Origin of the sequence: Rhodococcus sp. 14-2483-1-2 (assembly GCF_002259405.1) — a bacterium.
Lineage (GTDB): Bacteria > Actinomycetota > Actinomycetes > Mycobacteriales > Mycobacteriaceae > Rhodococcoides.
The window spans coordinates 675,210-700,390 of sequence record NZ_NPFW01000022.1 but is presented as its reverse complement, the minus strand read 5'-3'; the positions used below and the strand labels follow the sequence as shown (position 1 = coordinate 700,390).

Annotated in this window: 22 protein-coding genes; 20 read left to right on the top strand and 2 right to left on the bottom strand. The window is 65.4% G+C overall.

The window, feature by feature from the left end; translation table 11 throughout:
- The first annotated feature begins 44 nt into the window (after positions 1-44).
- Positions 45-3,746, top strand: a complete 3,702-nt coding sequence (smc, locus tag CH295_RS24275; protein WP_094742089.1) for a chromosome segregation protein SMC — start codon at positions 45-47, stop codon at positions 3,744-3,746.
- A 16-nt stretch (positions 3,747-3,762) separates the two neighbouring features.
- On the opposite strand, the gene CH295_RS24270 is transcribed toward smc, so the two are convergent.
- On the bottom strand, positions 3,763-4,395 hold the full coding sequence (locus tag CH295_RS24270) for a pyridoxamine 5'-phosphate oxidase family protein (protein ID WP_094742088.1): 633 nt from the start codon (positions 4,393-4,395) through the stop codon (positions 3,763-3,765).
- A 95-nt stretch (positions 4,396-4,490) separates the two neighbouring features.
- Between CH295_RS24270 and ftsY the strand changes: the two genes are divergently transcribed.
- The 12 genes from ftsY (at position 4,491) to trmD (ending at position 17,218) form a co-directional block, all read left to right on the top strand.
- Positions 4,491-5,897, top strand: a complete 1,407-nt coding sequence (ftsY, locus tag CH295_RS24265; protein WP_170946043.1) for a signal recognition particle-docking protein FtsY — start codon at positions 4,491-4,493, stop codon at positions 5,895-5,897.
- 201 nt (positions 5,898-6,098) lie between these two features.
- Positions 6,099-7,388 carry an ammonium transporter gene (locus tag CH295_RS24260; RefSeq protein ID WP_170946067.1) on the top strand — a complete coding sequence of 430 codons (1,290 nt, stop codon included), beginning with the start codon at positions 6,099-6,101 and terminating at the stop codon, positions 7,386-7,388.
- A gap of 72 nt (positions 7,389-7,460) precedes the next feature.
- Positions 7,461-7,799 (top strand): P-II family nitrogen regulator, encoded by a 339-nt coding sequence (locus CH295_RS24255; RefSeq protein WP_019664269.1) that lies wholly within the window; start codon positions 7,461-7,463, stop codon positions 7,797-7,799.
- Positions 7,789-10,320, top strand: coding sequence for a [protein-PII] uridylyltransferase (locus tag CH295_RS24250; protein ID WP_037190176.1), 2,532 nt, complete (start codon positions 7,789-7,791; stop codon positions 10,318-10,320). Before CH295_RS24255 ends, CH295_RS24250 begins: the two co-directional genes overlap by 11 nt.
- A gap of 204 nt (positions 10,321-10,524) precedes the next feature.
- Positions 10,525-11,430 carry a M23 family metallopeptidase gene (locus CH295_RS24245; protein ID WP_094742087.1) on the top strand — a complete coding sequence of 302 codons (906 nt, stop codon included), beginning with the start codon at positions 10,525-10,527 and terminating at the stop codon, positions 11,428-11,430.
- Between the two features lie 130 nt (positions 11,431-11,560).
- Positions 11,561-13,120 (top strand): signal recognition particle protein, encoded by a 1,560-nt coding sequence (gene ffh, locus CH295_RS24240; protein WP_037190175.1) that lies wholly within the window; start codon positions 11,561-11,563, stop codon positions 13,118-13,120.
- A 19-nt stretch (positions 13,121-13,139) separates the two neighbouring features.
- Complete coding sequence (locus CH295_RS24235; RefSeq protein ID WP_502694530.1) at positions 13,140-14,246, top strand: amidohydrolase family protein; 1,107 nt, start codon at positions 13,140-13,142, stop codon at positions 14,244-14,246.
- Entirely contained in the window at positions 14,243-15,073 is an 831-nt protein-coding gene (locus tag CH295_RS24230; RefSeq protein WP_170946042.1) for a CPBP family intramembrane glutamic endopeptidase, read from the top strand. Before CH295_RS24235 ends, CH295_RS24230 begins: the two co-directional genes overlap by 4 nt.
- A 188-nt stretch (positions 15,074-15,261) precedes the next feature.
- Positions 15,262-15,738 (top strand): 30S ribosomal protein S16, encoded by a 477-nt coding sequence (gene rpsP, locus CH295_RS24225; RefSeq protein WP_037189654.1) that lies wholly within the window; start codon positions 15,262-15,264, stop codon positions 15,736-15,738.
- Complete coding sequence (locus CH295_RS24220) at positions 15,735-15,977, top strand: RNA-binding protein (RefSeq protein ID WP_027496687.1); 243 nt, start codon at positions 15,735-15,737, stop codon at positions 15,975-15,977. The genes rpsP and CH295_RS24220 overlap by 4 nt, the downstream gene beginning before the upstream one ends.
- Positions 15,978-15,991: 14 nt before the next feature.
- On the top strand, positions 15,992-16,534 hold the full coding sequence (gene rimM, locus CH295_RS24215) for a ribosome maturation factor RimM (protein WP_037189653.1): 543 nt from the start codon (positions 15,992-15,994) through the stop codon (positions 16,532-16,534).
- A 3-nt stretch (positions 16,535-16,537) separates the two neighbouring features.
- Positions 16,538-17,218: a tRNA (guanosine(37)-N1)-methyltransferase TrmD gene (trmD, locus tag CH295_RS24210; protein WP_094742085.1), complete on the top strand. Its 681-nt coding sequence runs from the start codon at positions 16,538-16,540 to the stop codon at positions 17,216-17,218.
- A gap of 5 nt (positions 17,219-17,223) precedes the next feature.
- On the opposite strand, the gene CH295_RS24205 is transcribed toward trmD, so the two are convergent.
- Positions 17,224-18,177 carry a serine hydrolase family protein gene (locus tag CH295_RS24205; RefSeq protein ID WP_094742084.1) on the bottom strand — a complete coding sequence of 318 codons (954 nt, stop codon included), beginning with the start codon at positions 18,175-18,177 and terminating at the stop codon, positions 17,224-17,226.
- A 68-nt stretch (positions 18,178-18,245) separates the two neighbouring features.
- Here CH295_RS24205 and CH295_RS24200 point away from each other — a divergent pair, with 68 nt between their 5' ends.
- The 7 genes from CH295_RS24200 to CH295_RS24170 all read left to right on the top strand — a co-directional run bounded on the left by CH295_RS24200 (position 18,246) and on the right by CH295_RS24170 (position 24,884).
- Positions 18,246-20,597 (top strand): Tex family protein, encoded by a 2,352-nt coding sequence (locus CH295_RS24200; protein WP_094742083.1) that lies wholly within the window; start codon positions 18,246-18,248, stop codon positions 20,595-20,597.
- A gap of 115 nt (positions 20,598-20,712) precedes the next feature.
- Positions 20,713-21,567 carry a hypothetical protein gene (locus CH295_RS24195; RefSeq protein WP_094742219.1) on the top strand — a complete coding sequence of 285 codons (855 nt, stop codon included), beginning with the start codon at positions 20,713-20,715 and terminating at the stop codon, positions 21,565-21,567.
- A gap of 132 nt (positions 21,568-21,699) precedes the next feature.
- Positions 21,700-22,041 (top strand): 50S ribosomal protein L19, encoded by a 342-nt coding sequence (gene rplS / locus CH295_RS24190; protein WP_032378188.1) that lies wholly within the window; start codon positions 21,700-21,702, stop codon positions 22,039-22,041.
- Positions 22,042-22,240: 199 nt separating this feature from the next.
- Entirely contained in the window at positions 22,241-23,002 is a 762-nt protein-coding gene (gene lepB, locus CH295_RS24185; protein ID WP_252342178.1) for a signal peptidase I, read from the top strand.
- Positions 22,999-23,793, top strand: coding sequence for a ribonuclease HII (locus tag CH295_RS24180; protein ID WP_094742081.1), 795 nt, complete (start codon positions 22,999-23,001; stop codon positions 23,791-23,793). Before lepB ends, CH295_RS24180 begins: the two co-directional genes overlap by 4 nt.
- Before the next feature lie 37 nt (positions 23,794-23,830).
- Positions 23,831-24,136 carry a DUF2469 domain-containing protein gene (locus CH295_RS24175; RefSeq protein WP_008717288.1) on the top strand — a complete coding sequence of 102 codons (306 nt, stop codon included), beginning with the start codon at positions 23,831-23,833 and terminating at the stop codon, positions 24,134-24,136.
- A 403-nt stretch (positions 24,137-24,539) separates the two neighbouring features.
- Positions 24,540-24,884 (top strand): histone-like nucleoid-structuring protein Lsr2, encoded by a 345-nt coding sequence (locus CH295_RS24170; RefSeq protein WP_037189646.1) that lies wholly within the window; start codon positions 24,540-24,542, stop codon positions 24,882-24,884.
- Positions 24,885-25,181 lie beyond the last annotated feature (297 nt).

Here is a 25,181-nt window from a genome sequence, read left to right as displayed (position 1 = left end):
GCTCGGCGCACATCGCTGCGTACTACCGGTAAAGTACGGACGCTATGTATCTCAAGAGTCTGACGCTGAAGGGCTTCAAGTCCTTTGCTTCGGCGACGACTCTTCGTTTCGAGCCCGGAATCACCTGCGTCGTCGGGCCCAACGGTTCGGGTAAATCCAATGTCGTGGACGCCCTGACCTGGGTGATGGGTGAACAAGGTGCCAAGGCGTTGCGCGGCGGGAAGATGGAAGACGTCATCTTCGCAGGCACGTCGGGTCGAGCCCCGCTCGGCCGCGCAGAGGTGACTCTGACGATCGACAATTCCGACGGCGCACTGCCGATCGACTACTCCGAGGTCTCGATCACCCGGCGTATGTTCCGAGACGGCGCGGGTGAGTACGAGATCAACGGCAGTTCGTGCCGATTGATGGACGTCCAGGAACTGCTCAGCGACTCCGGTATCGGCCGCGAGATGCACGTGATCGTGGGGCAGGGCCGGCTCGCCGCGATCCTGGAATCGCGGCCCGAGGACCGGCGAGCCTTCATCGAGGAAGCAGCCGGGGTGCTCAAGCACCGCAAGCGCAAGGAAAAGGCCGTCCGCAAGCTCGACGCGATGCAGGCCAACCTGGCGCGGTTGACCGACCTCACGACCGAATTGCGTCGCCAACTCAAGCCTCTCGGTAGGCAGGCCGAGGTTGCGCGTCGTGCGCAGACCGTCCAGGCAGACCTGCGCGATGCCCGGTTGCGACTGGTTGCCGACGATCTGGTGGCCAGGCGCGAGGAATTCGCGAACCAGACTCAGGACGAGGAAGCGGCTCGTGAGCAGTACGCGATGGTGCAGGACGCCCTCGAAGCGGGCTCGGTGGCACTCGGCGAACACGAGCAGGCCGTCGCTCGGCTGACTCCGAGCGCCGAAGCGGCCGGGCAGACGTGGTTCCGTCTCTCCGCGTTGGCCGAACGCGTGAATGCGACGGTGCGCATCGCGCACGAACGAGCTCGACATCTCGACGCCGTCCAGAGCACCGGTCGCGGACAGGACCCGGACGAGCTCGAAGCGCAGGCCGAGCGAGTGGCCGAGGAAGAGATGGAACTCGTCGAGGCCGTCGAGATGGCACGCGAAACGCTCGAGGCGGCACGTGAGCAGTTGGCCGAGCGCGAAGCCGCTGCTGCGGCCGCCGAGCGTGCCCACCTTGCGGCCGTACGCGCGGTGGCCGACCGCCGCGAGGGGTTCGCGCGCCTGTCCGGCCGAGTCGACACCTTCCGAACCAAGGTCGAGTCGATCGACGCGGAGGTGGCGCGCTTGTCGGTGGCCATCGACGAGGCACGAGAGCGCGGCGAATCGGCTCAGCGTGAATTCGAGAGTGTGCAGGATCAGATCGGCACCCTCGACGCGAGCGAACTGAGCCTCGACACCCACTACGAACGAGCCGTCGCCGCGCTGCGGCATGCCGATTCCCGGGTGACGGAGCTACAGGCCGAAGAGCGCATCGCGGGCAAGAGGGTGGCGTCGTTCGAGGCCAGGATCGAGGCGCTGACGATGGGCCTCGAACGCAAGGACGGTGCCGGGTGGCTGGTGGAGAACCAGCAGGACGGCCTGTCGGGTCTGCTCGCAGGCCATCTCACGGTCGAGCCGGGGTACGAGATCGCGGTGGCAGTGGCAATGGGTCCGGCCGCAGATGCCGCACACGCCGAATCGTTCGATGCCGCGCGTGATGCGGTGCTGGCGCTGCGTGCGGCCGACGGTGGCCGCGCGTCCATCGTGCACGGCAATGTGGCTGCAGCGCAACCGGTTCCACGTCCGGGCCTCCCGAGCGGCGCTCGATGGGTGCTGGACCTGATCGAGTATCCGGACCGGTTGGCCGGGGCCATGGCGGCCCTGCTCGACGGTGTGGTCGCGGTCGATTCGCTCGACGCTGCACACCGTCTCGTCTCCGGTTCCGGTGAGCTGCGTGCGGTCACCAAGGACGGCGACGTCGTCGAAGCCGGCTGGGTCACCGGCGGCTCGGATCGTCGCCCGAGCACCCTCGAGGTGCAGTCGGCAATCGACACGTCGACGGTGGAGTTGGCGGCGGCAGTCCGACGAGCGGAGGAGCTCGACGCAGCGCTGTCGGGAGCGTTGGCAGAACAACGGGATCGGCGCGAGTCGGCCGAGCAAGCGCTCGCAGCGCTCAACGAATCAGACGCTGCGATGGCCGCGGTGTACGAGCAGCTGGGCCGATTGGGTCAACTGGCGCGTTCGGCGCACGCGGAGTCGGCACGGTTGACGACGCAGCGCAGCTCTGCCGAGGCCAGCCGAGAAGAAGCGATTGCCCGGCTTGCCGAGCTCGAAGAAAATCTGCGGACGGCCGAGGACGAGCAATCCGGTTTCGCGGGAGACGGCGAGAGCGGTGATGCGGCGACCACCATGGAACGGGAGATGGCGGCAGCGGCACTGACCGAAGTACGTGCCGTGGAGGTCGAAGCTCGGTTGAACGTGCGGACCGCCGAAGAGCGTGCACAGTCCGTGCGAGGCCGGGCAGATTCGCTTCGACGGGCGGCGCGAGCCGAGCGTGAGGCCAGAGCGCGAGCCGAACGCGAGAGCGCAGCGCGTCGGCACGCGGCCGCAGTGGCCGCGGCGGTCGGAGAATCCGGCGAGGAGGTCGCCGCACGGTTGGCTACGGTCGTTGCCGCAGCTGCACGTAGACGCGACGAGCTCTCTGCCGAACGTGCAACGCGCACAATCGAACTCGACAAGGTGAAAGAGCAGGTCCGCGCCCTGCAGGGTCAGCTGGCGTCGATCACCGACGCCGTGCACCGGGACGAGGTGGCCCGCGCACAGGCAGCGCTGCGGATCGAACAGCTCGAGACGACGATTCTCGAACAGCACGGCATCGGCCTCGACGATCTGGTGGCCGAGTACGGGCCCGATGTGGCACTGCCTCCCACCGAACTCGAGATGGCCGAGTACGAGGCGGCCAAGGAGCGGGGTGAGCAGGTGGTGGCACCTGCCCCGATGCCGTTCGACCGAGCCACGCAGGAGCAGCGCGCCAAACGCGCCGAGCGTGACCTGGCCACACTCGGCAAGGTCAACCCGCTCGCCCTCGAAGAGTTCGCGGCCCTCGAGGAGCGCTACAACTTCCTGTCCACTCAGCTCGAGGACGTCAAATCCGCGCGCAAGGACCTGCTCGGCGTGGTCGCCGACGTCGACGAACGGATTCTGCAGGTCTTCACGGAGGCCTGGCTCGACGTCGAACGAGAATTCACCGGGGTGTTCGCCAAGCTCTTCCCTGGCGGCGAAGGACGACTGATCCTGACCGACCCGTCGGACATGCTCACCACCGGAATCGAGGTCGAGGCCCGCCCGCCCGGCAAGAAGGTCAAGCGGCTCTCGCTGCTCTCCGGTGGCGAGAAATCGCTGACCGCGGTGGCCATGCTGGTGGCCATCTTCCGTGCCCGACCGTCTCCGTTCTACGTGATGGACGAGGTCGAGGCTGCACTGGACGACACCAACCTGCGTCGACTGATCGGATTGTTCGAGCAGCTCCGCGAGAAGTCGCAGTTGATCGTCATCACCCACCAGAAGCCCACGATGGAGGTGGCCGACGCGCTGTACGGCGTCAGCATGCGCGGCGACGGCATCACCACGGTCATCTCGCAGCGGTTGAACCGAGAACGCGTCGCAGTGGACGCACCACAGCCGGACTCAGCCGAGCCAGACGCAGCCGAGCCGGACGCAACGGAGCTGGAGGCGGCACCTGTCGTCGCCGAATCCGACACCGTGTCCTGAGGTTCGTCCGCCGGAGCTACTGCTTGGGGTAGAGCTGTTCGGCGTAGGACGGTCCGTAGTACTCGCGCAATTCCTCCACCGTCTCGGGAGCCTGAGGAATCAGCGCCTTCGTCAGCGTCGCGACGTCGGGGATGGCGTCGGCATCCCAGGTCTCGGGCTGCCACAGCTTGGATCGCATGAACGCCTTCGCACAGTGGTGGAACACCTGCTCGATGTCGACGACCAGGCACATGATCGGTCGGTGGCCTTTGACCTGTAGCTCGTCGAAGAACGGGGCGTCGGTGACCAGGGAGGCGCGACCGTTGATGCGGAGGGTGTCGCCGCGACCGGGAACGAAGAAGTTCAGCCCGACGAACGGGTTCTCGAGAATGTTGCGATAGCCGTCCATCCTGCGGTTGCCCGGCCGTTCGGCGAGAGCGATCGTGGCGTCGTCGAGGACGTGCACCAGACTGCCGGGCGGATCGCCCTTGGGTGAGACGTCGCATCGCCCGCTCGCGTCGGAGGTTCCGAGGAGGCAGAACGGTGAGGCAGCGAGCCACTGCACGTCCAGAGGGTGCAGTGTGCGTCGGTCCTTGTTGGCGGCTCGGAAGCTCGGCTCTCCGAACATCTCGGTCAGTTCGGCGGCGTCGCGCACCGTGGTCCACTCCATGACCGTGAATGCTATCGACACTCCACTCCCGGGCGGGAGCGGATTTTCACGGTCGGTGCACCACCGGTGACCAACGGCCATGATCGCCTGAGAGGATGTCCTACGTGAGTAACCAAGCGTGGATCATCGTCGCGGCGATCGCTGCCGTCCTGCTCGTCGTCCTCGTCGTCGGGCTTGTCCTCTCCCGTCGTCGGAGAGTGTCCCTCAGGTCGGACGAGGCCGCACGAATCGAGGACGCGGCCGCCAAGGACAGATCCGGTGGCTACACCGCGGGCAGTGGTTTCTCGTTCAGTCAGGGAACGGCGACAGCCGAGCCCGTGGTCCCGAAGCCCCCCAAGCCTGCCGAACCGAAGCCGGTCGAACCGAAGCCTGCCGAACCGAAGCCGGTCGAGAACATCCCCGTCGAGCCGCCGCCGGTGGTTCCAGCGCCTGAACCGGTCGAATCGGAGACCGTGTGGATCGAGCCGGAAGTGCTCGAACCCGAGGCCCCGGCGACCGATGTCACCGTGGCCGAGCCTGTTGCGCCCGAGCCCCCCGTAGTCGACACCGTCGCCCCTGCGCCTCGCCGCTTGGACACCATCGACCCGACCGAGGGACGGCTCGACCGTCTCCGTGGCCGGTTGGCGCGATCTCAGTCCGCGGTGGGCAAGAGCCTGCTCGGCCTGCTCGGCGGCGGAGACCTGGACGAGGACTCGTGGGAAGAGGTCGAGGACGCCCTGCTGATCGCCGATATCGGGTCGGCCACCACAGCGGAGATCATGCGAACGCTGCGTGAGCAGATGGCGGCGCGCAGTATTCGCACCGAAGCCGATGCCCGGGCCCTGTTGCGCGAGATTCTCGTCGCGCAGCTGCATCCCGAGTTCGATCGGTCGATTCGTGCTCTGCCACACGACGGCGCGCCCGCCGTGCTGCTGGTGGTCGGCGTGAACGGCACCGGCAAGACCACGACCACGGGCAAACTGGCTCGCGTGCTGGTCGCCGACGGACGGCGGGTGTTGCTCGGTGCCGCCGACACGTTCCGCGCAGCTGCGGCCGATCAGCTGCAGACCTGGGCCGAGCGAGTGGGTGCCGAGGTGGTTCGCGGCAAGGAGGCCGCAGATCCGGCCGCTGTCGCCTTCGATGCGGTGAGCAAGGGAATCGAGAACGGGGTCGACGTGGTTCTTATCGACACTGCGGGACGGTTGCACACCAAATCGGGTCTGATGGACGAGCTGAGCAAGGTCAAGCGCGTCATCGAGAAGCGGGCCCACGTCGACGACGTTCTTCTCGTTCTCGACGCAACCGTGGGCCAGAACGGACTGACACAGGCCCGTGTCTTCGCCGAGATCGTGAACATCACGGGAGTCGTGCTGACCAAGCTCGACGGAACCGCGAAGGGTGGCATCGTTTTTCAGGTGCAGCGTGAGCTCGGAGTGCCCGTCAAGCTCGTCGGTCTCGGTGAAGGCGCCGACGATCTGGCTCCGTTCGAGCCGGGGGCGTTCGTCGACGCACTGCTCGGCTGATCGACCGCGGGGGCGGCCCGCTAACCGGGGTAAAAGCACAAACGCCAGCACGAAACCTTTTTGCAACAGGATTCGGTCATGCGTTCACATATCCGAAACACCAGAGTGTCACGGATGAAACCTCGTGAAACCACTCTTCTTGCGTAACGGCGCGCCAACCGGTGTGCAGGAGAATGGAGGGTGTACGTGAGTCCCGAGGATATGTTGGCCAACTCCGGCAACGCCGCGTGGATGCTGATGGCAGCATCGCTGGTACTGCTGATGACGCCGGGCTTGGCGTTCTTCTACGGCGGTATGTCGCAGTCGAAGTCCGTGTTGAACATGATGATGATGTCGTTCGGAGCGATGGCCGTCGTCTCGATCATCTACTTCCTGTGGGGCTGGTCGATGTCCTACGGCACCCAGGACATCGGCGGTGTCTTCGCCAACCCGTTCGAGTTCTTCGGACTCAAGGATTCGATCACCGATGCGGACGGTAACTACATCGCCGGCGCATGGGGTTACGCCAACGTCATCGACGTGGCATTCCAGGTCACCTTCGCCATCATCACGGTCGCACTGATCAGCGGCTCGATCGCCGGTCGCGTCAAGTACGGCACCTGGCTCGCCTTCTCCGGCATCTGGGTCACTCTGGCCTACTTCCCGCTGGCGCACATGGTCTGGGGCGGCGGACTGCTCTCCGGATCCGAGAACGGTCTTGCGGCAATGATCTTCGGCACCACCGACGACGGTGAAGGTGGACTCGTCGCCAACGTGGCTCCGATCGACTTCGCCGGTGGCACAGTGGTGCACATCAACGCCGGTATCGCCGGTTTGATCCTGGCGATCATCATCGGCAAGCGTGCCGGCTTCGGCAAGGTCGCCTACCGCCCGCACAACCTGCCGTTCGTCATGCTCGGTGCAGCTCTGCTCTGGTTCGGCTGGTTCGGGTTCAACGCCGGTTCCGCCTTCGCAGCCGACGGAATCGCCGGTGTGGCCTGGGTCAACACCACCGCAGCCACGGCAGCGGCAATCGTGGGCTGGCTCATCACCGAGCGCATTCGCGACGGACACGCCACCAGCCTCGGCGCTGCCTCGGGCATCGTTGCAGGTCTGGTCGCCATCACCCCGGCCGCAGGCGCACTCACGCCGGTCGGTGCCATGATCCTCGGCGTCATCGCCGGCGTGCTCTCCGCGCTGGCTGTCGGCCTGAAGTTCAAGTTCGGCTACGACGACTCGCTCGACGTCGTGGGCGTGCACCTCGTCGCAGGCCTGTGGGGAACGATCGGAATCGGCTTCCTCGCATCCGAGACCGGCCTGTTCTACGGCGGCGATTACAAGCAGCTCGTCGTGCAGATCGTCATCGCACTGTTCGCGTTGATCTTCACCGCCATCGTCACCGCGGTCATCGCGTTCGCGCTCAAGCCTCTCGGCTGGCGCGTATCGGACGAGGAGGAGGCGAACGGCATCGACGAAGCCGAGCACGCCGAGACTGCATATGATTTCGCCTGACAAGGTAGAGATAGACGTGAACGCTGCACCGTACGACAACGGGCACTCGAGGTCTTGTGAAGGGAAGCAAAAATGAAGCTGATCACGGCAATCGTCAAACCGTTCACCCTGGAGGACGTCAAGACGGGGCTGGAGCAGGCCGGCGTACTCGGAATGACAGTCAGTGAAGTTCAGGGTTACGGCCGCCAGAAGGGCCACACCGAGGTGTACCGAGGTGCCGAGTACTCGGTCGACTTCGTCCCGAAGGTCCGTGTCGAGGTAGTCGTCGACGACGCCGCTGTGGAGAAGGTCGTCGAGGTCATCGTCGAGGCTGCTCGCACAGGCAAGATCGGTGACGGCAAGGTCTGGGTTTCCCCGGTCGACTCGGTCATCCGAGTCCGCACCGGAGAACGTGGCGCCGATGCACTCTGACCCCAAAGGGTCTCGGGCCGTGGGCCCCGGTTCTGGCGCGAAAGCGTCAGGATCGGGGCCTTCGGTCTCCATGGGCTCCGCATCGAAGGGCACGAGCGATGCTGCAGCAGATCTCGCTCGGGCCAGAAAACAACTACTCGACGGCGGAACACGCAATCGTCGCCTCGATGCACCCTCGCTCCGGCAGGCTCTGGTCGATCTCCACGAGTTCTGGCTGACCACCAAAGGGGCCGAGCTGGGGATCAAACCGGACTCCGGTTTCGCGATCGTCGCCGTCGGCGGTCTTGCGCGTCGTGAACTTCTGCCGCATTCGGATCTGGACCTGATCCTGCTGCACGACGATCTCGAACCACGCATCGTCTCCGACGTCGCAGACAAGCTCTGGTACCCGCTGTGGGACGCACACATCAAGCTCGACCACAGCGTGCGAACGGTGCCGCAGGCTCTGCAGGTCGCTGCAGCCGACATGACGGCATCGCTCGGAATGCTCGAGGCGCGTCACATCGCCGGCGACGTCGAATTGAGCAATCTCCTCATCGGCGGCGTACGTCGCCAGTGGCGCAACGGCATTCGAGGGCGTTTCGACGAGCTGATCGAGCAGACCCGCGGGCGGTGGTCGCGCAGCGGTGAGATCGCGCACCGCGCCGAACCCGATCTCAAGAGCGGTCGCGGGGGACTGCGCGACGTTCAGTTGCTCGACGCCCTCTCCATCGCGCAGTTGACCGACGGTATGCCCGGGCTCGGACCCGAATCGCCGGGTGGCGGTTTGGCATTCGCACACGGACGCCTGCTGGACGTGCGCACCGAACTGCATCGCGTCGCCGGTCGAGCACGGGATCAACTGCGGGCACAGGACGCCGACGAGATCGGTGCCGCGCTGCGAATCGGTGACCGTTTCGATCTTGCTCGCGTACTGAGCGATTCGGCCCGCACCATCAGCTACTCGGTCGACGTCGGACTGCGTACCGCCGGCAATTCGCTTCCCCGAAAGGGTCTTTCACGCCTTCGTCGAGTCCCGGTCAGGCGGCCGCTGGACGAGGGGGTCGTCGAACACGGCGGCGAGGTCGTTCTCGCCCGCGACGCGCGGCCGAACAAGGATCCCGGTCTGATCATGCGCGTCGCCGCGGCATCGGCGCAGACCGGAATGCCGATGTCTGCCTCGACCCTGAACCGACTGTCCGACAGTGCGCCCGAGCTCCGGGAACCCTGGCCGAAGGAAGCCCTCAACGATCTGCTCGTGTTGCTCGGATCGGGTCGCAAAGCCATTGCGGCCATCGAAGCTCTCGATCGAACCGGACTGTGGGGCAGGCTTATTCCGGAGTGGGGTGCGGTACGCGATCTGCCGCCGCGAGATGCCGTGCACACGTGGACAGTCGATCGGCATCTAGTCGAAACTGCTGCCTACGCAAGCGCATTGACCACCCGAGTTGCGCGTCCGGACCTGTTGGTGCTCGGCGCGCTGATCCACGACATCGGCAAAGGACGCGGCGGCGACCACAGCGTCGTCGGAGCCGATCTGGCCATCCAGATCGGCAACAGGCTCGGACTGTGGCCGTCCGACGTGGCACTGCTGACGTCGATGGTGAGATACCACCTGCTGCTGCCGGAGACCGCCACCAGACGCGACCTCGACGACCCAGCAACCGTGCAAACCGTCGTCGACGCACTCGGTGCCGACACCATCCTGCTCGAGCTGCTTCACGCACTGGCCGAGGCGGATTCGCTCGCCACCGGACCCGGGGTGTGGGGCGATTGGAAGGCATCGCTCATCCGCGAGCTCGTGCGTCGCTGCCGATTGGTGATGGCGGGGGAGAGTCTGCCCTCCCCGGATCCACTCGACCCCGCCCACATCGAACTCGCAGCGAGGGGAGGCGTCCATGTCGACATCTCGCCGACCGACGGGCTGCACACCTTCGTCGTCACCGTCATCGCCCCCGACACGCCCGGGCTGCTCTCCGACGCTGCGGGAGTCCTCGCACTCCATTCGCTTCGTGTGCTCTCGGCCTCCCTCGGAAGTCACGAGGGGTCGGCGATCAACTCGTTCGACGTTGCGCCGCTCTTCGGATCTCCGCCACAGGCGGGTCTGTTGCGGCAGGAGATAATCCGCGCCCAGGCAGGCGAACTCGACCTCGTCGCCGTGCTCGACGCCAAGGAACGCGACGCCAGAGCCGAAACCGTCGAGGACGACGCCGAGGATTCGGCAGTCCCGGTTCTGTACGCCCAAGCTCCGCCTCGGGTGCTGTGGTTCGACGACAACGAACCAGGTCAGGTGGTGCTCGAACTACGAGCGGAGGACCGGCTCGGTCTGCTGTGCCGATTGGCCAGCGCGATCGAACAGCAGGGACTCGACATCCGATGGGCCCGCGTCTCGACCCTTGGCAGCTCGGTGGTCGACTCCTTCTGCATCGACCTGGCGGGAGCGGACAGCAGGGCGGTCCGCGAAGACCTCGAGCGTGCGATCCTCGCGGTCGTACCTGCCCCGGAACCGCCCAAGCCCCCGGAGAAGCCGGAAGGCACCTGACCGCGGGTCGGAAAGCGACAGCAGACCGACCCGCGCTGGTGACTATTCACGAACTTCCGGCCGACGGGTATGCCGCCGATGCCGATTTGTTACATTCGTCCCCGACGCAGAAACGACACTCTCAATCGTTCCTGCAGGCTCCACTCTGCTCGAACCACGTCGTTCCTGCAGGCTCCACTCCTGATCATTCGAGAGGCACGAACTGTGGGATCCCACCGACGGTCGACCGTCCACGTACCGACCGACATCGCAGCGCGTCCGACGCGCGGCAGACACCGCGCCGTTCAGGACACCCCCGACCTCGGTCGACGCGCGGCAACGATCGTCGCCGCGACCGGCGCGATCGTCGTCGGAGCGACGTCGATGGGTGCCGCAACTGCAGGGGCCGCGCCGATCCAGGAGGCACCAGCAGCCGGACTCCCGTTCGCGGTGCCCGAGGGTCTGCTCCCCGCGGGATTCGAGCTGCCCCAGTTCGAGCTTCCGCAGTTCGTACCCCCACAGTTCGCGCCCCCGCCCGCACCGTCACAGCCCGCACCGCCCGAGGCTGCACCTGCACCGGCACCGGCACCGGCTGCCGAGCCACTGGCCGCGTTCGGAGTCACCGATCCCGCTGCCGCCGCCCAGCAGTGGCTCGACGATGTGGGCTTGGGGCAGTTGGGTGCGCAGTCACCCCTCGACAGCCTGCGCTCGCTGAAGAAGGGCACAGTGCAGCCAGTGGCGGGGGTGTTGACGTCCAACTTCGGCTCGCGATGGGGCACTCAACACAGCGGCCTCGACATCGCGGCACCCATCGGGACGCCCATCCACGCCGCTGCCGACGGCACCGTGTCCGACGCAGGACCGGCATCCGGCTTCGGTCTCTGGGTCAAGGTGCGGCACGACGACGGCACCGAGACGGTCTACGGACACGTCAACGACTTCTCCGTCCAGCCAGGCCAGCGCGTGTCGGCCGGTGAGCAGATCGCCACCGTGGGCAACCGTGGCCAGTCGACGGGCCCACATCTGCACTTCGAGGTACACGACCCCTCCGGCATCAAGGTCGACCCCGCGCAGTGGCTCGCGACGCGGGGCGTGGCAGTGACGTGGAACGACTCCGCGCGCCTGGCCTGACCGCTCGACATCGCCGCGTTCGACACGACAGTCGAACGCCCCAGCGACGACGCGGCGTGCTGCCGCTAGTGTGGTGACCGTGCCGGATTCGGCTCGTTTTCGGTGATCGGCTAGCTCAGGAGTGCAATCGGTGTTCGAATCCCTTTCAGACAGGTTGACCGGGACTCTCAAGGACCTGCGTGGCAAAGGTCGACTGTCCGGCGCGGATATCGACGCCACCGCCCGTGAGATCCGTCTGGCCCTGCTCGAAGCGGACGTGGCACTGCCCGTCGTACGTGAGTTCATCAACCGCATCAAGGTCCGGGCCAAGGGTGCCGAGGTCTCCGGCGCGCTCAACCCTGCCCAGCAGGTAGTCAAGATCGTCAACGAGGAACTGGTCGGCATCCTCGGCGGCGAGACTCGCAGGCTCGTCTTCGCCAAGAACCCGCCCACGGTGATCATGCTCGCCGGTCTGCAGGGTTCGGGTAAGACGACGCTCGCGGGCAAGCTCGCGAAATGGCTCAAGGGCCAGGGCCACACCCCGCTGCTCGTCGCGTGCGACCTCCAGCGTCCCGGTGCCGTGAGCCAGCTGCAGATCGTGGGCGAGCGCGCCGGTGCCGCCGTCTTCGCGCCGCATCCGGGCACGTCCATCGGCGGCGGCGACAACGCGCTCGGCGTCTCGGCCGCGGATCCCGTCGAGGTCGCCCGGGCCGGCATCGCCGAGGCTCGGAGCAAGCAGTACGACGTGGTCATCGTCGACACCGCCGGTCGCCTCGGCATCGACACCGAGCTGATGAGTCAGGCCGCGGGAATTCGTGACGCGGTCCAGCCGGACGAGACACTGTTCGTTCTCGACGCGATGGTCGGCCAGGATGCCGTCAGCACCGCCGAGGCGTTCCGCGACGGAGTCGGCTTCACCGGCGTTGTGCTCACCAAGCTCGACGGCGACGCGCGTGGCGGCGCAGCACTCAGTGTCCGCGAGGTGACCGGACAGCCCATCATGTTCGCGTCGACCGGCGAGAAGCTCGAAGATTTCGACGTCTTCCACCCCGATCGTATGGCCAGCCGCATCCTCGGCATGGGCGACGTGCTGAGCCTGATCGAGCAGGCCGAACAGCACTTCGATGCCGAGCAGGCCGAGGCGACGGCCAACAAGATCGGATCGGGACAGCTCACGCTCGACGACTTCCTCGAGCAGATGATGGCCGTCCGCAAGATGGGGCCGATCGGAAACCTGCTGGGCATGCTGCCCGGTGCCGGCCAGATGAAGGAACTCGCCAACGTCGACGAGAAGCAGCTCGATCGCGTTCAGGCGATCATCCGCGGCATGACGCCGCAGGAGCGTACCGACCCGAAGATCATCAACGCATCACGTCGGTTGCGTATCGCGAACGGTTCGGGCGTGAAGGTCTCCGACGTCAATCAGCTGGTAGATCGGTTCTTCGAGGCTCGCAAGATGATGTCGGCCATGGCCGGTCGAATGGGCATGCCCGGTGCGCGCAAGCAGGTGCGGAACAACAAGAAGGGCAAGAAAGGCAAGAAGGGCGCTCGCGGTCCGACGCAGCCGAAGATCCGCGGTGGATTCCCCGGCATGCCGGGCGGAATGCCCGCAGGTATGCCCGACCTGTCGTCCATGCCCAAGGGTCTCGACCAGTTGCCGCCGGGGCTCGAAGGCATCGATCTGTCGCAGCTGAAACTGCCCAAGAAGTAAGCGCGTACACGTGTCGGCCATGCGGGTGCGGGGCCGCGGGCTGCCGGACGGGACCGAGATCGATCTCTGGATCGACGGCGGCGTTCTGTCGACCGAGCCGATCTCGGATGCAGAATTCGTGCACGACGGCGGCTGGATTCTGCCCGGTCTCGTGGACGCCCACTGCCATGTCGGAATCGAATACGGCGGGGGACACACCGACCTGAGCGGGTCGATCCGGCAGGCCGAGACCGAGCGAGGCGTCGGCGCTCTGCTGTTGCGCGACGCCGGGTCCCCGGTCGACACGCGCGCCCTGGACGAGTACGAGGACCTTCCTCGGATCATCCGAGCGGGCCGCCACATCGCATCACCCAAGCGATACATCCCGGGTCTGGCGATCGACATCGAGGACGAATCGCAACTGCCGGAGGCGGTGGCTCAGCAGGCTCGATTCGGAGATGGCTGGGTCAAGCTCGTCGGCGACTGGATCGACCGCTCGGTGGGAGATCTCCGCCCGCTGTGGAACGATTCGATCCTCGTCGACGCCATCGCGGCTGCCCACGCCGAGGGCGCGCGAGTGACCGCCCACGTATTCGGCGAGGATGCCCTGCCCGGACTGATCGCGGCGGGAATCGACTGCATAGAACACGGCACCGGCCTGACCGACGAGACCGTCGAGATGATGGTCGATCACGGCACCGCCCTGGTACCGACGCTCATCAACATCGAGACGTTTCCCGGAATCGCGGATTCGGCCACCCGATACCCCGTGTACGCCCGGCACATGCGGGCGCTGCACGAACGCGTCGCCGATACCGTCGGACGTGCTCACGACGCAGGCATTCCCATCTACGCGGGCACCGATGCAGGTGGTTCGATCGCGCACGGCCGCATCGCCGACGAGGTCGCCGCGCTCGCTGCCGTCGGACTCTCACCGACCGACGCGCTCGGTGCTGCCTGCTGGGACGCCCGGTCGTGGCTGGGTCGACGGGGGCTCGAGCGCGGCGCGCCCGCAGATCTCGTCGTCTACGCCGAAGATCCGCGCGGGGGACCGGATGTGCTGTCGAACCCGGAGCTGGTCATCCTGCGCGGACGCGTGACCGACCGGCGCGGTCGCACGAGGAGTGGAGCGGCGGCCCGAGGGTGACCGATCCGAGAAGCGCTGCAGGACAATCCGATCCGGACCGCCCCAGCTGGGCGGGAATGGCACCGATGAATCACGTTCAGCAGCAAGGATCGGGATTGTCCGAAACCTACTGGCGGGCCGAGCAGGCCGCGCTCGAACGCACGAGCGGTCAACGGTGGGGACTACCGGCCGCGGCGCTGGTGCTGGGGCTCAATCTCGCGGGATTCCTGATGCTCGGCGTCGTCGTGTCGTCGGACGCGTCGGCCGTCTTCGTGGTGGGCATCATGATTCCGAGCTTGCTCGCTGCCGGACTGGCGGTGGCCATCTCGAAGGCGCGGGGCAACGGACCCGTCGTCGACTTCGGCCTCCCCAGATCCACCCCCGAATTCCTCGGTCACCTCCGATCCGGGTTGGCGTGGGGTGGCGTCGCGGTGGTCGGTGGCATCGTGCTGGCTCTGATTCTGTTGTCCCGTATCGATTTCGACGACCCGACGCCGCTGGGCAACGTCACCGATACGGCCGTCGGATGGAAGATCGTTCTGGCACTATGGATCTGGATCGGTGCACCGATCTGCGAGGAAACGATGTTCCGCGGCATGCTGTGGGGAGCGCTCGAGAAACGCACCAGCCCCATGCCCATGGCCTGGTTGGGCAATAGATGGGTCGTGCTGGCGATCACCGCGGTGTTGTTCGCGATCTGGCACCGCGAGTGGTGGCGCTTCGTGGTACTGCTGTGGGGAGGGTTCGCGATCGGCATCGCTCGAATGCGCTCCGGTTCTATCGTCGCGTCGACCACGGCCCACTCGCTGAACAACACTCTCCCTGCCCTGGTGATTCTGCTGGCCTGACGGGAGCGGTTCTGCGGGCCCGATTCACCGATCGTGCTATCCGTCTGGCACAATGAACAGCTGTTCGCCCGTCATCCGGTTACGTACCGAGCGGCGGTCACAACAACCCTCAACGCAAAACCGGGTTCGCATGCCGTGCGGACCGCTGAATTGCGCCGTGACCAACTTTCGAAAGGCTTCACCAGAACATGGCTGTCAAGATCAAGCTCATGCGTATCGGCAAGATCCGCACCCCGCACTACCGCGTCGTCATCTCCGATGCCCGCACCCGTCGTAACGGCCGTGCGATCGAGACCATCGGCACGTACGAGCCCAAGCAGGACCCCAGCATCATCGAGATCAACTCCGAGCGGGCGCAGTACTGGCTGAGCGTCGGCGCACAGCCCACCGAGCCTGTCGAGGCACTGCTCAAGATCACCGGTGACTGGCAGAAGTTCAAGGGCCTCCCCGGCGCCGAGGGAACCCTCCGCCTCGCCGAGCCCAAGCCGTCCAAGCTCGACCTGTTCAACGCCGCACTGGCGCAGGCCGACTCCGAGCCCCAGGGCGAGGCCACCACCGCCAAGAAGAAGAAGGCTCCGAAGGCCGACGACGCCGCTGCGGAGACCACCGACGCTGCAGCAACCGAGACGGCAGACGCGCCGGCCGCCGAGGCTGCTGAGAAGTGAGTGCCGTTGTCGCCGATGCCGTCGAACATCTCGTTCGCGGCATCGTCGCCAATCCCGATGACGTTCGCGTCGAGATGATCACCGGCCGTCGTGGCCGCACCGTGGAAGTCCACGTGCACCCCGACGATCTGGGCAAGGTCATCGGCCGTGGCGGTCGCACCGCCACGGCACTGCGCACGCTCGTCTCGGGTATCGGTGGTCGCGGCATCCGTGTCGACGTGGTCGACACGGACCAGTAGGTCACACACCCATCATGGAGCTGGTCATCGGCCGTGTTGCGAAGTCGCACGGCATCAAAGGCGAAGTCGTCGTCGAGGTTCGCACCGACAACCCCGACGATCGCTTTGCCGAAGGAACCGTTCTCTCGGGCCGCAAGCCTCGATCGAACGCCGAACCAGCCTCGTACACAGTGGACGCCGTCCGGGAACACTCCGGGCGGCTTCTGCTGCGTCTGAACGGTATCGACGACAAGACGGCCGCCGACCAACTTCGGGGCATTCTGTTCGTCGTCGAATCCACCGACCTTCCGCCGTCCGACGACCCGGACGAGTACTACGACCACGAACTCGAAGGCCTCACGGTGATCCTGACCGACGGCACAGTCGTGGGAACGGTCCGCGAAGTCCTCCACTCCGCAGCGGGGGAGCTGCTCTCCATCACGCCGAGTCCGGGCTCCGGCGAAGCCACACGCACCGAGATTCTCGTGCCGTTCGTGGCGGCCATCGTGACGTCGGTGTCGTTGGCAGACAAGACGATCGAGATCGATCCGCCCGAGGGTCTGCTGGATCCGGAGTAGATCGTGCGCCTCGACGTCGTCACCATCTTCCCCGAATACCTCACGCCGCTCCGAACTGCGTTGCTGGGCAAAGCAATCGACCGCGGCCTCGTCTCGGTCGATGTCCACGATCTGCGGTCGTGGACGCACGACGTGCACAAGGCCGTCGACGATTCGCCCTACGGCGGCGGACCGGGAATGGTCATGAAACCGACTGTCTGGGGAGACGCACTCGACGACGTGCTGACAGACGATTCTCTCCTCGTCGTGCCGACGCCGGCCGGAGTGCCGTTCACCCAGCGGACGGCCGAGCGATGGTCCTCCGAGCAGCATCTCGTCTTCGCCTGCGGCCGATACGAAGGCATCGACCAACGCGTGTTCGACGACGCCGCACGTCGCGTCCGGGTCGAGGAAGTCAGCATCGGCGACTACGTGCTCATCGGCGGCGAGGCGGCCGTCCTCGTCATGGCCGAGGCCGTGGTGCGATTGATGCCGGGTGTCCTGGGCAATCAGCAGTCGCATCAGGAGGACTCGTTCTCCGACGGTCTGCTCGAAGGACCGAGTTACACGCGCCCCGCACAGTGGCGTGATCTCGACGTTCCGCAGGTACTTCTCTCGGGTGATCACGCCAAGATCGCTGCGTGGCGTCGACAGCAATCACTGGACAGGACCGCCGAGCGTCGTCCGGACCTGTTGCAGGACTGACGAATTCAGCTGACGGTGCCGGCGGGGAAGAGCATCGAGACGAAGCCGGTGAGAGTTTCCCGCGCATGCAGGGCGCTGGCGTCGTCGCTGACGTCGACGACGGCGGTGTCCGGATAGCGTTCCATGTCGTCTGCGTAGAAGATGTCCTCGCGTGACGACAGAGCCAGAACGTAGCGGTTGTCGACGCCGATCGTGCCTGTCGACAGGTGTACCCACCGATCGGACACACAGCACATCCAGCCCTGTTTCACAGCGTGCACGCTCTCGCCTGGCAGACCGTCGACGATCCCGAAATGCTGTTTGTAGCCGTCCGCGGCAATCGGTGCCGAACGCCGCAGCATGTCGATCACGACGTCCGTCGAGGCAGTCGTCAGACCGCCGCTACCGTTGAGCAACCCCGCGTAGTAACCGACCAGGTCGCTGGGCGTGGTCTCGGTGTTGTACCACTGGTCGTCACCGGGAGCCGTGGTGTTCGTCAAGCCGTAGCGAGCCGCGACCGTCCGCACGATCTCGGACGAGCCGTAGCGGTACCAGAGCGTGTATGCGGCGTTGTCGTCGGACAACTCGAGCATGCTGGTCATGGTGTCCAGGTCATCGGCGGAGACCGGACGGTTCTCCGACTGCGCGCGGAACAACACCTCGTCGGCGATGAAGAGTTTGGACACCGACGCGGTTTCGACCTGAACATCGGCATTGCTGCTGTAGAAAGAGCCCGTCTGACGATCCAACAGCGCGAAATCGACATCGGCACCACGGGACTCGGCCGACGCGATCGCCATCGGGATACGAGCTTCGAGAGCTACACCGTCGACCTTCTCCATATCGGGAAAGGGCGATGCCGACGTCTCTGCGGTTTCCTTCGAGGCGGAGTCACCGATCTGATCGTCGGGAGGAACCGAGCACCCGGCCAGAATCAGTGAGGCGCAGGCTGCAGCCAGGAACCGAGACCCCCTGACCATCCGCGTATCTCTCCCACACGTTGAACCGCTGACCGACTTGTCCCACAGTAGCGGTAGGGTCCATCGCCGTGACCACTGCTCTGAAATCTGTGAACAAGCGCATAGCCGAAGAACTCGACGTTCGTGAAGAACAGGTTCGTGCCGCCGTGGAACTACTCGACGGCGGGTCGACGGTCCCGTTCATCGCGCGCTACCGCAAGGAAGTCACCGGCACCCTCGACGACGCACAACTGCGTCAGCTCGACGAGCGGCTGCGGTACCTGCGCGAGCTCGACGAGCGCAGAGACGCCGTCATCGAGTCCATCCGCTCGCAGGGCAAGCTCGACGACGCGCTCGAGCAGTCGCTGATGCTGGCCGACACCAAGGCGCGCGTCGAGGACATCTATCTGCCGTTCAAGCCCAAGCGTCGCACCAAGGCTCAGATCGCGCGTGAGGCCGGGCACGAGCCCGTCGCCGACGCCCTGTTCTCCGACCCGAGCACCGACCCGGCCCAGTTCGATCAGGAGCAACTCGACGGCGCGCGGGCGATTCTCGTCGAGCGCTTCGCCGAGGACGCGGACCTGGTGGGCGAGCTGCGCGAACTGATGTGGACATCCGGCAAGCTCGTCGCGTCGGTTCGCAAGGGCAAGGAGGAGGAGGGTGCCAAGTTCTCCGATTACTTCGAGTTCTCGGAACCGTTCACGAGCCTGCCTTCGCACCGCATTCTCGCCACGCTCAGAGGCGAGAAGGAAGAGGTGCTCTCGCTCGGTTTCGAGCCCGAGCGCGACGAACCGACCCCCGGGGTGCCGAGCGTCTACGAGGGTCGGATCGCCACCAAGTTCGGAATAGCGAATCGTGGACGGCCGGCCGACAAATGGCTGCTCGACACCGTCCGATGGGCGTGGCGCACCAAGATGCTGGTGACCGTCTCCCTCGATACCAGGATGCGCCTGCGTCAGTCGGCCGAGAAGGACGCCGTCGACGTGTTCGCCAGCAACCTCAAGGACCTGCTGCTCGCCGCTCCGGCGGGCAACCGCACCACGATGGGCCTGGACCCGGGTTTCCGTACCGGCACCAAGGTCGCCATCGTCGACGCCACCGGCAAGGTCGTCGACTACGACACCATCTACCCGCACAAGCCGCAGGGCAAGTGGGATCAGGCGGTGGCCACCCTCGCGGGCCTGGCTGCCAAGCACAACGTCGAACTGATCGCCATCGGCAACGGCACCGCATCGCGTGAAACCGACTCGCTGGCAGCAGAATTGATCGCCAAGTTCCCTGCCGCCAACCTGACGAAGGTCGTGGTGTCCGAGGCCGGAGCGTCGGTGTACTCCGCGTCCGCGTACGCCTCGAGCGAGCTGCCCGAACTCGACGTCTCGATCCGCGGTGCCGTCTCGATCGCCCGCAGGTTGCAGGATCCGCTGGCCGAACTGGTCAAGATCGATCCCAAGTCGATCGGCGTCGGTCAGTACCAGCACGACATCTCCGAAACCCTGCTGGCCCGTTCCCTCGGGGCCGTCGTGGAGGACGCGGTGAACGCCGTCGGCGTCGACGTCAACACCGCGTCGGTACCGTTGCTCTCACGGGTCTCCGGTATCGCCGGCTCTCTTGCCGAGAGCATCGTTGCGCACCGCGATCAGAACGGTCCGTTCTCCAGCCGCAGCACACTCAAGGACGTACCGCGTCTGGGCCCCAAGGCTTTCGAGCAGTGCGCCGGATTCCTCCGCATCTCCGGGGGCGAGGATCCACTGGACCGGTCGAGTGTTCACCCGGAGGCATATCCCGTCGTGCGGCGCATCGTCGGCAAGGCCGGCGTCGGAGTGCGGGAGGTCATCGGCAACACGGCGCTGTTGCGCGGACTCGACCCCGCCGAATTCGCCGACGAGCGATTCGGTCTGCCCACCGTCACGGACATCATCTCCGAACTCGAGAAGCCGGGACGCGACCCTCGTCCGGAGTTCAAGACCGCGACCTTCGCCGCCGGAATCGAGAAGGTCGCCGACCTGAAGCCGGGCATGACGCTCGAGGGAGTCGTGACCAACGTGGCGGCGTTCGGGGCATTCGTCGACGTCGGTGTGCACCAGGACGGGCTCGTGCACGTCTCGGCGATGTCGCACAACTTCGTCAAGGACCCCCGCGAGGTCGTCAAGTCCGGGGACGTCGTGCGCGTCAAAGTGATGGAGGTCGACATCCCCCGTCAGCGCATCGGTCTGAGTCTGCGGCTGGACGACGACCCCGGTGCCGGTGGTGGCAAGGACGCCGCCCGCGGACAGCAGGATCGGCCTCGAGGTCAGGGACGGGCCCCGGGCGCGAACCAGGGTGGCCGCGGTCGAGACGCACGCCCGCAACGGGATCGCCGAACGGCCGGGGGCGCTGGCGCGGCGACACCGGCTGCCGGTTCGATGGCCGACGCGTTACGGAAGGCAGGATTCGGAAAATAGCGAGCGGTTCCTCGGTCGATGCTGCCGTGGGCGGTCCCGGACGCGAATAGTGTGAAACGCGTTCACCGGTCGTTCGGCCGTTCGGCAGGAAGGACGTGAGGCACACGTGAGGTGGTTGCAACACGGGGTCATCGATCACGGCCGCCTGCCGCTGCTGTGTTTCCTACTGGGACTGTTGGTGGGCTTCCTGCTGATCCGACTCAGCGTCAGGATGATTCGCGCAGATGTGAAGTGGTGGCCGGGAAACATCACGCCCGGTGGTCAGCACATCCACCATGTCGTGTTCGGAATCGTGCTGATGCTGCTGGCGGGTATCGGCTTGATCGCGGTGTACGTCGACGGTTCCGAGTCGGTCGGCGCGGTGCTGGCGGCGATCTTCGGTATCGGCGCCGCTCTCGTCCTCGACGAGTTCGCGTTGATCTTCTATCTCCGCGATGTCTACTGGTCCGAACAGGGGCGAACGTCGGTGGACGCCGTGTTCGCGGCAGTGGGCTTCACCGGCCTGCTGCTGCTCGGCTTCCATCCTCTGGAGTTGCTGAGCCCGGCCGGTTTCCGCGCCGATCCCGACCCGTGGGTGCGCGGCACCGTGGCGGTGTTGGCCCTTGCCAATCTTGCGCTCGGTGTCGTCGTGCTGCTCAAGGGAAAGATCTGGACCGGGCTGCTCGGGCTGTTCGTCCTGCCGATCCTCGTCCTGGCCGCAGTGCGGTTGAGCAGGCCGAGCGCCCCGTGGGCGAGGTGGCGCTACACCACCAGGCCGAAGAAGATGGAACGCGCTCTGCGCCGGGAGAAGCGGTGGCGACGGCCGATCATCCGGGCCAAGATCTATCTCCAGGACGCGATCGCAGGCAAGCCGAGCATCGTGCACGCACGTGAGGCCACCGAGCAGGAACTGGCGCGGACGGTACTACCTGCGCCGATGCCGAGCGGGACGGCTCCAAGCCGGGAAGCGCCGATTTCGTCGAACGCCTGATGGTCTGGCACAATGGTCGGGTTGCCTCTAGCAGGCACGGACCTCACTCGGAGTACGAACCAGTCGAGCCGTTGCATCAGCGAGCCGCTCGGTTCCTCTACTCATGCGCAGAACGCAAGGATGGCACAACCGATGAACACACTGGACTTTCTCGACAATCAGTCGCTGCGTGGCGACATCCCCGATTTCCGCCCCGGCGACACACTGAACGTGCACGTCAAGGTCATCGAAGGCTCGAAGGAGCGCATTCAGATCTTCAAGGGCGTCGTCATCCGACGTCAGGGCGGTGGCGTTCGCGAAACGTTCACGGTCCGCAAGGTCTCGTTCGGCGTCGGCGTCGAGCGCACCTTCCCGGTGCACAGCCCCAACATTGCGCAGTTCGAGGTCCTCACCCGTGGTGACGTCCGTCGCGCCAAGCTCTACTACCTCCGCGATCTGCGTGGCAAGGCCGCCAAGATCAAGGAAAAGCGCTGACCGGTTCCGCCCGGACACATCAGTTCACATCATGCCGCGTCGCCCGTCAGGGCGACGCGGCATGATGCGTTCTGCCCGCGATCGTCCCGCGTTCCACCCTGCCGACGGGCGGATCGAGAGCCGTGAACCGCCGATGCGCAGACCGTCCGGCCGTGTGGTCGACGGTTCCGGCTAACCTGATCACGTGACGCAGTCCCCACTGGATCCAACCGACGAGCCCGACGACGAGTCTTCACGGAAGAAGCGTCGGGAACGCAAGCCCCGATCGTTCTGGCGCGAGCTTCCCATTCTGATTCTGGTAGCGCTGGTGCTGAGTTTTCTGCTCCAGACATTCGTCGCTCGGGTGTATCTGATCCCGTCCGAATCGATGGAGCCGACCTTGCACGGCTGCACCGGCTGCACCGGTGACCGCATCGTGGTGGAGAAGATCGGATACAGATTCGGCGACCCGAAGCCCGGTGACATCGTCGTCTTCCGTGGCCCGGATTCGTGGAACGACGAGTTCGTGTCACAGCGGTCCGACAATTCGGTGATTCGTGGGGCACAGGAAGTCGGTTCGTTGATCGGAGTTGTCGCTCCCGACGAGAACGATCTGGTCAAGCGCGTCATCGCCACCGGCGGTCAGACGGTCGAATGCTGCGACGACCAGGGTCGAGTTCTCGTCGACGGACAGCCGTTGGACGAGCCGTACATACAGATGGACTTCCCCTTCACTCCCGGCACCATGACGTGCGACACCGAATTGAAGTCCGGGCGATGCTTCGATCCCATCACGGTGCCGGAGGGCAACATCTGGGTGATGGGCGACAACCGAAGTAATTCACGGGATTCCCGGTACCACATCGAGGACGAGTTCAAGGGCACCGTCCCGCTCGACAACGTGATCGGCAAGGCCGTGTTCATCGCGCTTCCACCGTCACGAACCGGCCTCCTGGATTCTCCCGGCATCCAGGGTCGATGACGGTATCCGGTCGCCGCGCGCCGCGCGCACGCGCCTCTCTGAAGCGGTCGTCGTGGCCGCCGCGTCCGATCATCCGACGAGCGGCCGGCTTGCGAACGATGGAATCGGCGCTGGAGCGGGGTGGTCTCGGGCCGGTCGCGGGAGTCGACGAAGCGGGACGAGGAGCATGCGCCGGTCCGTTGACGGTCGCGGCGTGTGTGCTCGGTGCGCGGGCTCATGCGGCTCTCGCGGACCTGGACGACTCGAAGAAGCTGACCGAGCGACGACGCGAGGAGCTCTTCCCCACGATTCAGAGGCTGGCACTGGCATGGAGCGTGGTGTCCATCGATGCGGCCGAGGTCGACCGCATCGGAGTCCACGTGGCGAACATCGAAGGAATGCGACGCGCGGTTGCCGGGCTCGGCATGACCCCGGGTTACGTACTCACCGACGGCTTCCGAGTACCCGGTCTTCCGGTTCCGTCGTTGCCGGTGATCGGCGGCGACGCCACCGCGGCGTGCATCGCCGCGGCGAGCGTGCTGGCGAAGGTCTCCCGGGACCGATGGATGGTGCAGCTGGACGAGACGATTCCCGGCTACGGGTTCGCCGTGCACAAGGGGTACAGCACGCGCGCGCATTCCGCCGCGATGACGGCACTCGGCCCGAGTAGGGAACATCGCATGTCGTACGCCAACGTCGCGGCAGCGGCGGCAGGCATGTCACGCGATTTGTCTGTGGGTCGTTCCGCAGGCTCCACTCCCGGGGTCGACGCCCTGGGGCGAATGGACTGCCCGGACGCACGTGCGCGATGATTGCCTCTCACGCCCGACTGGAGGATGAAAGAGACCGATGAGTGCCGAAGATCTCGAAAAGTACGAAACCGAGATGGAGCTCTCGCTGTATCGCGAGTACCGGGACATCGTGGGTCAGTTCAACTACGTCGTCGAAACCGAGCGTCGGTTCTATCTGGCGAACTCCGTCGAACTCATTCCGCACAACGCCGACGGTGAAATCTACTTCGAATTGCGAATGTCCGACTCGTGGGTGTGGGACATGTATCGCCCCGCCCGTTTCGTCAAGCATGTCCGGGTGATCACCTTCAAGGACGTCAACATCGAAGAGTTGGACAAACCAGATCTTCGTCTGCCGGAATAGCTCTCCTCGTCCGACGGTCCGGCGTGACGGAGTCGCCCGAGCGTCGGACGTCGGAGCAGCGAGCTGTGAACCGCCTGATTCGATGCGATCGCTGTTGTTCCGAGCGTAATGCCGCACGAAAAACTGGACACCCGGCCAAATCGGTCCGCATGTCCTGTTTTCGTGTCCGGTGTCACGGAAAAGCTGTGCTCGGTCGAATGATGCACGCGGGCTACGCGCGTGAAACCGACTGCGCAACAGCGATATTCGAATTCAGAGATTAGTCACCCGAAAAGCTGATCAATTTCTGCACCGATATTCGTCGATTCGACACGATGCGAAACGCCTGCAGTTCTTTGCGTGGATACGAGAATGGGTGGTAGAACTTGAATATCACATCCCCCAGACGTGTAAGAGGTACGAGATGGCACGCAAGACACTTGTGCAGATGATCGACGATGTGGACGGATCGGTCATCAAAGACGGCCAAGGTGAATCCATCGAATTCGGCATCGGTGGAAACCAGTACCGCATCGATTTGAATCTCAAGCATGCCAACGAATTGCACGAACAGTTGGCATTCTGGATCGAGCATGCCGAGAAGATTTCCGGACGCCGTACCCGTAAGGGCGGTGCTGCAGCAGCACCGGTTCGCGGCAAGGTCGATCTGCAGGACATTCGAGCATGGGCACGCGAGAACGGCCACGAGGTCAGTGCCCGCGGCCGCATCAGTCAGGATGTGCAGGCGGCCTACGAGGCTGCTCACTGACAGTCCTTCAAAACCGAGGCATGAAGTCTCGGCAGACGTTCTACGTATCGGTACTTTCGGGTTTCGGTACCGATACACCGCATCAGCTCCGTCCGATTTCATGAATCCGGACGGAGCTTTTTGCGTATCGGGTCTGCTCTCACCCGGCCGCTCGAACACGCTCGGGCCGTAGCACGGCGGTCCGACACAGCGGACCGATCGCCGCCGACAATCGGACCGTCGGTCCACAGTCGAGTAGTTGTCCACAGGGCAATTTCCCACCTGCACTTTCTTCGTTTCTCCTCTTTCGGGTCGTGC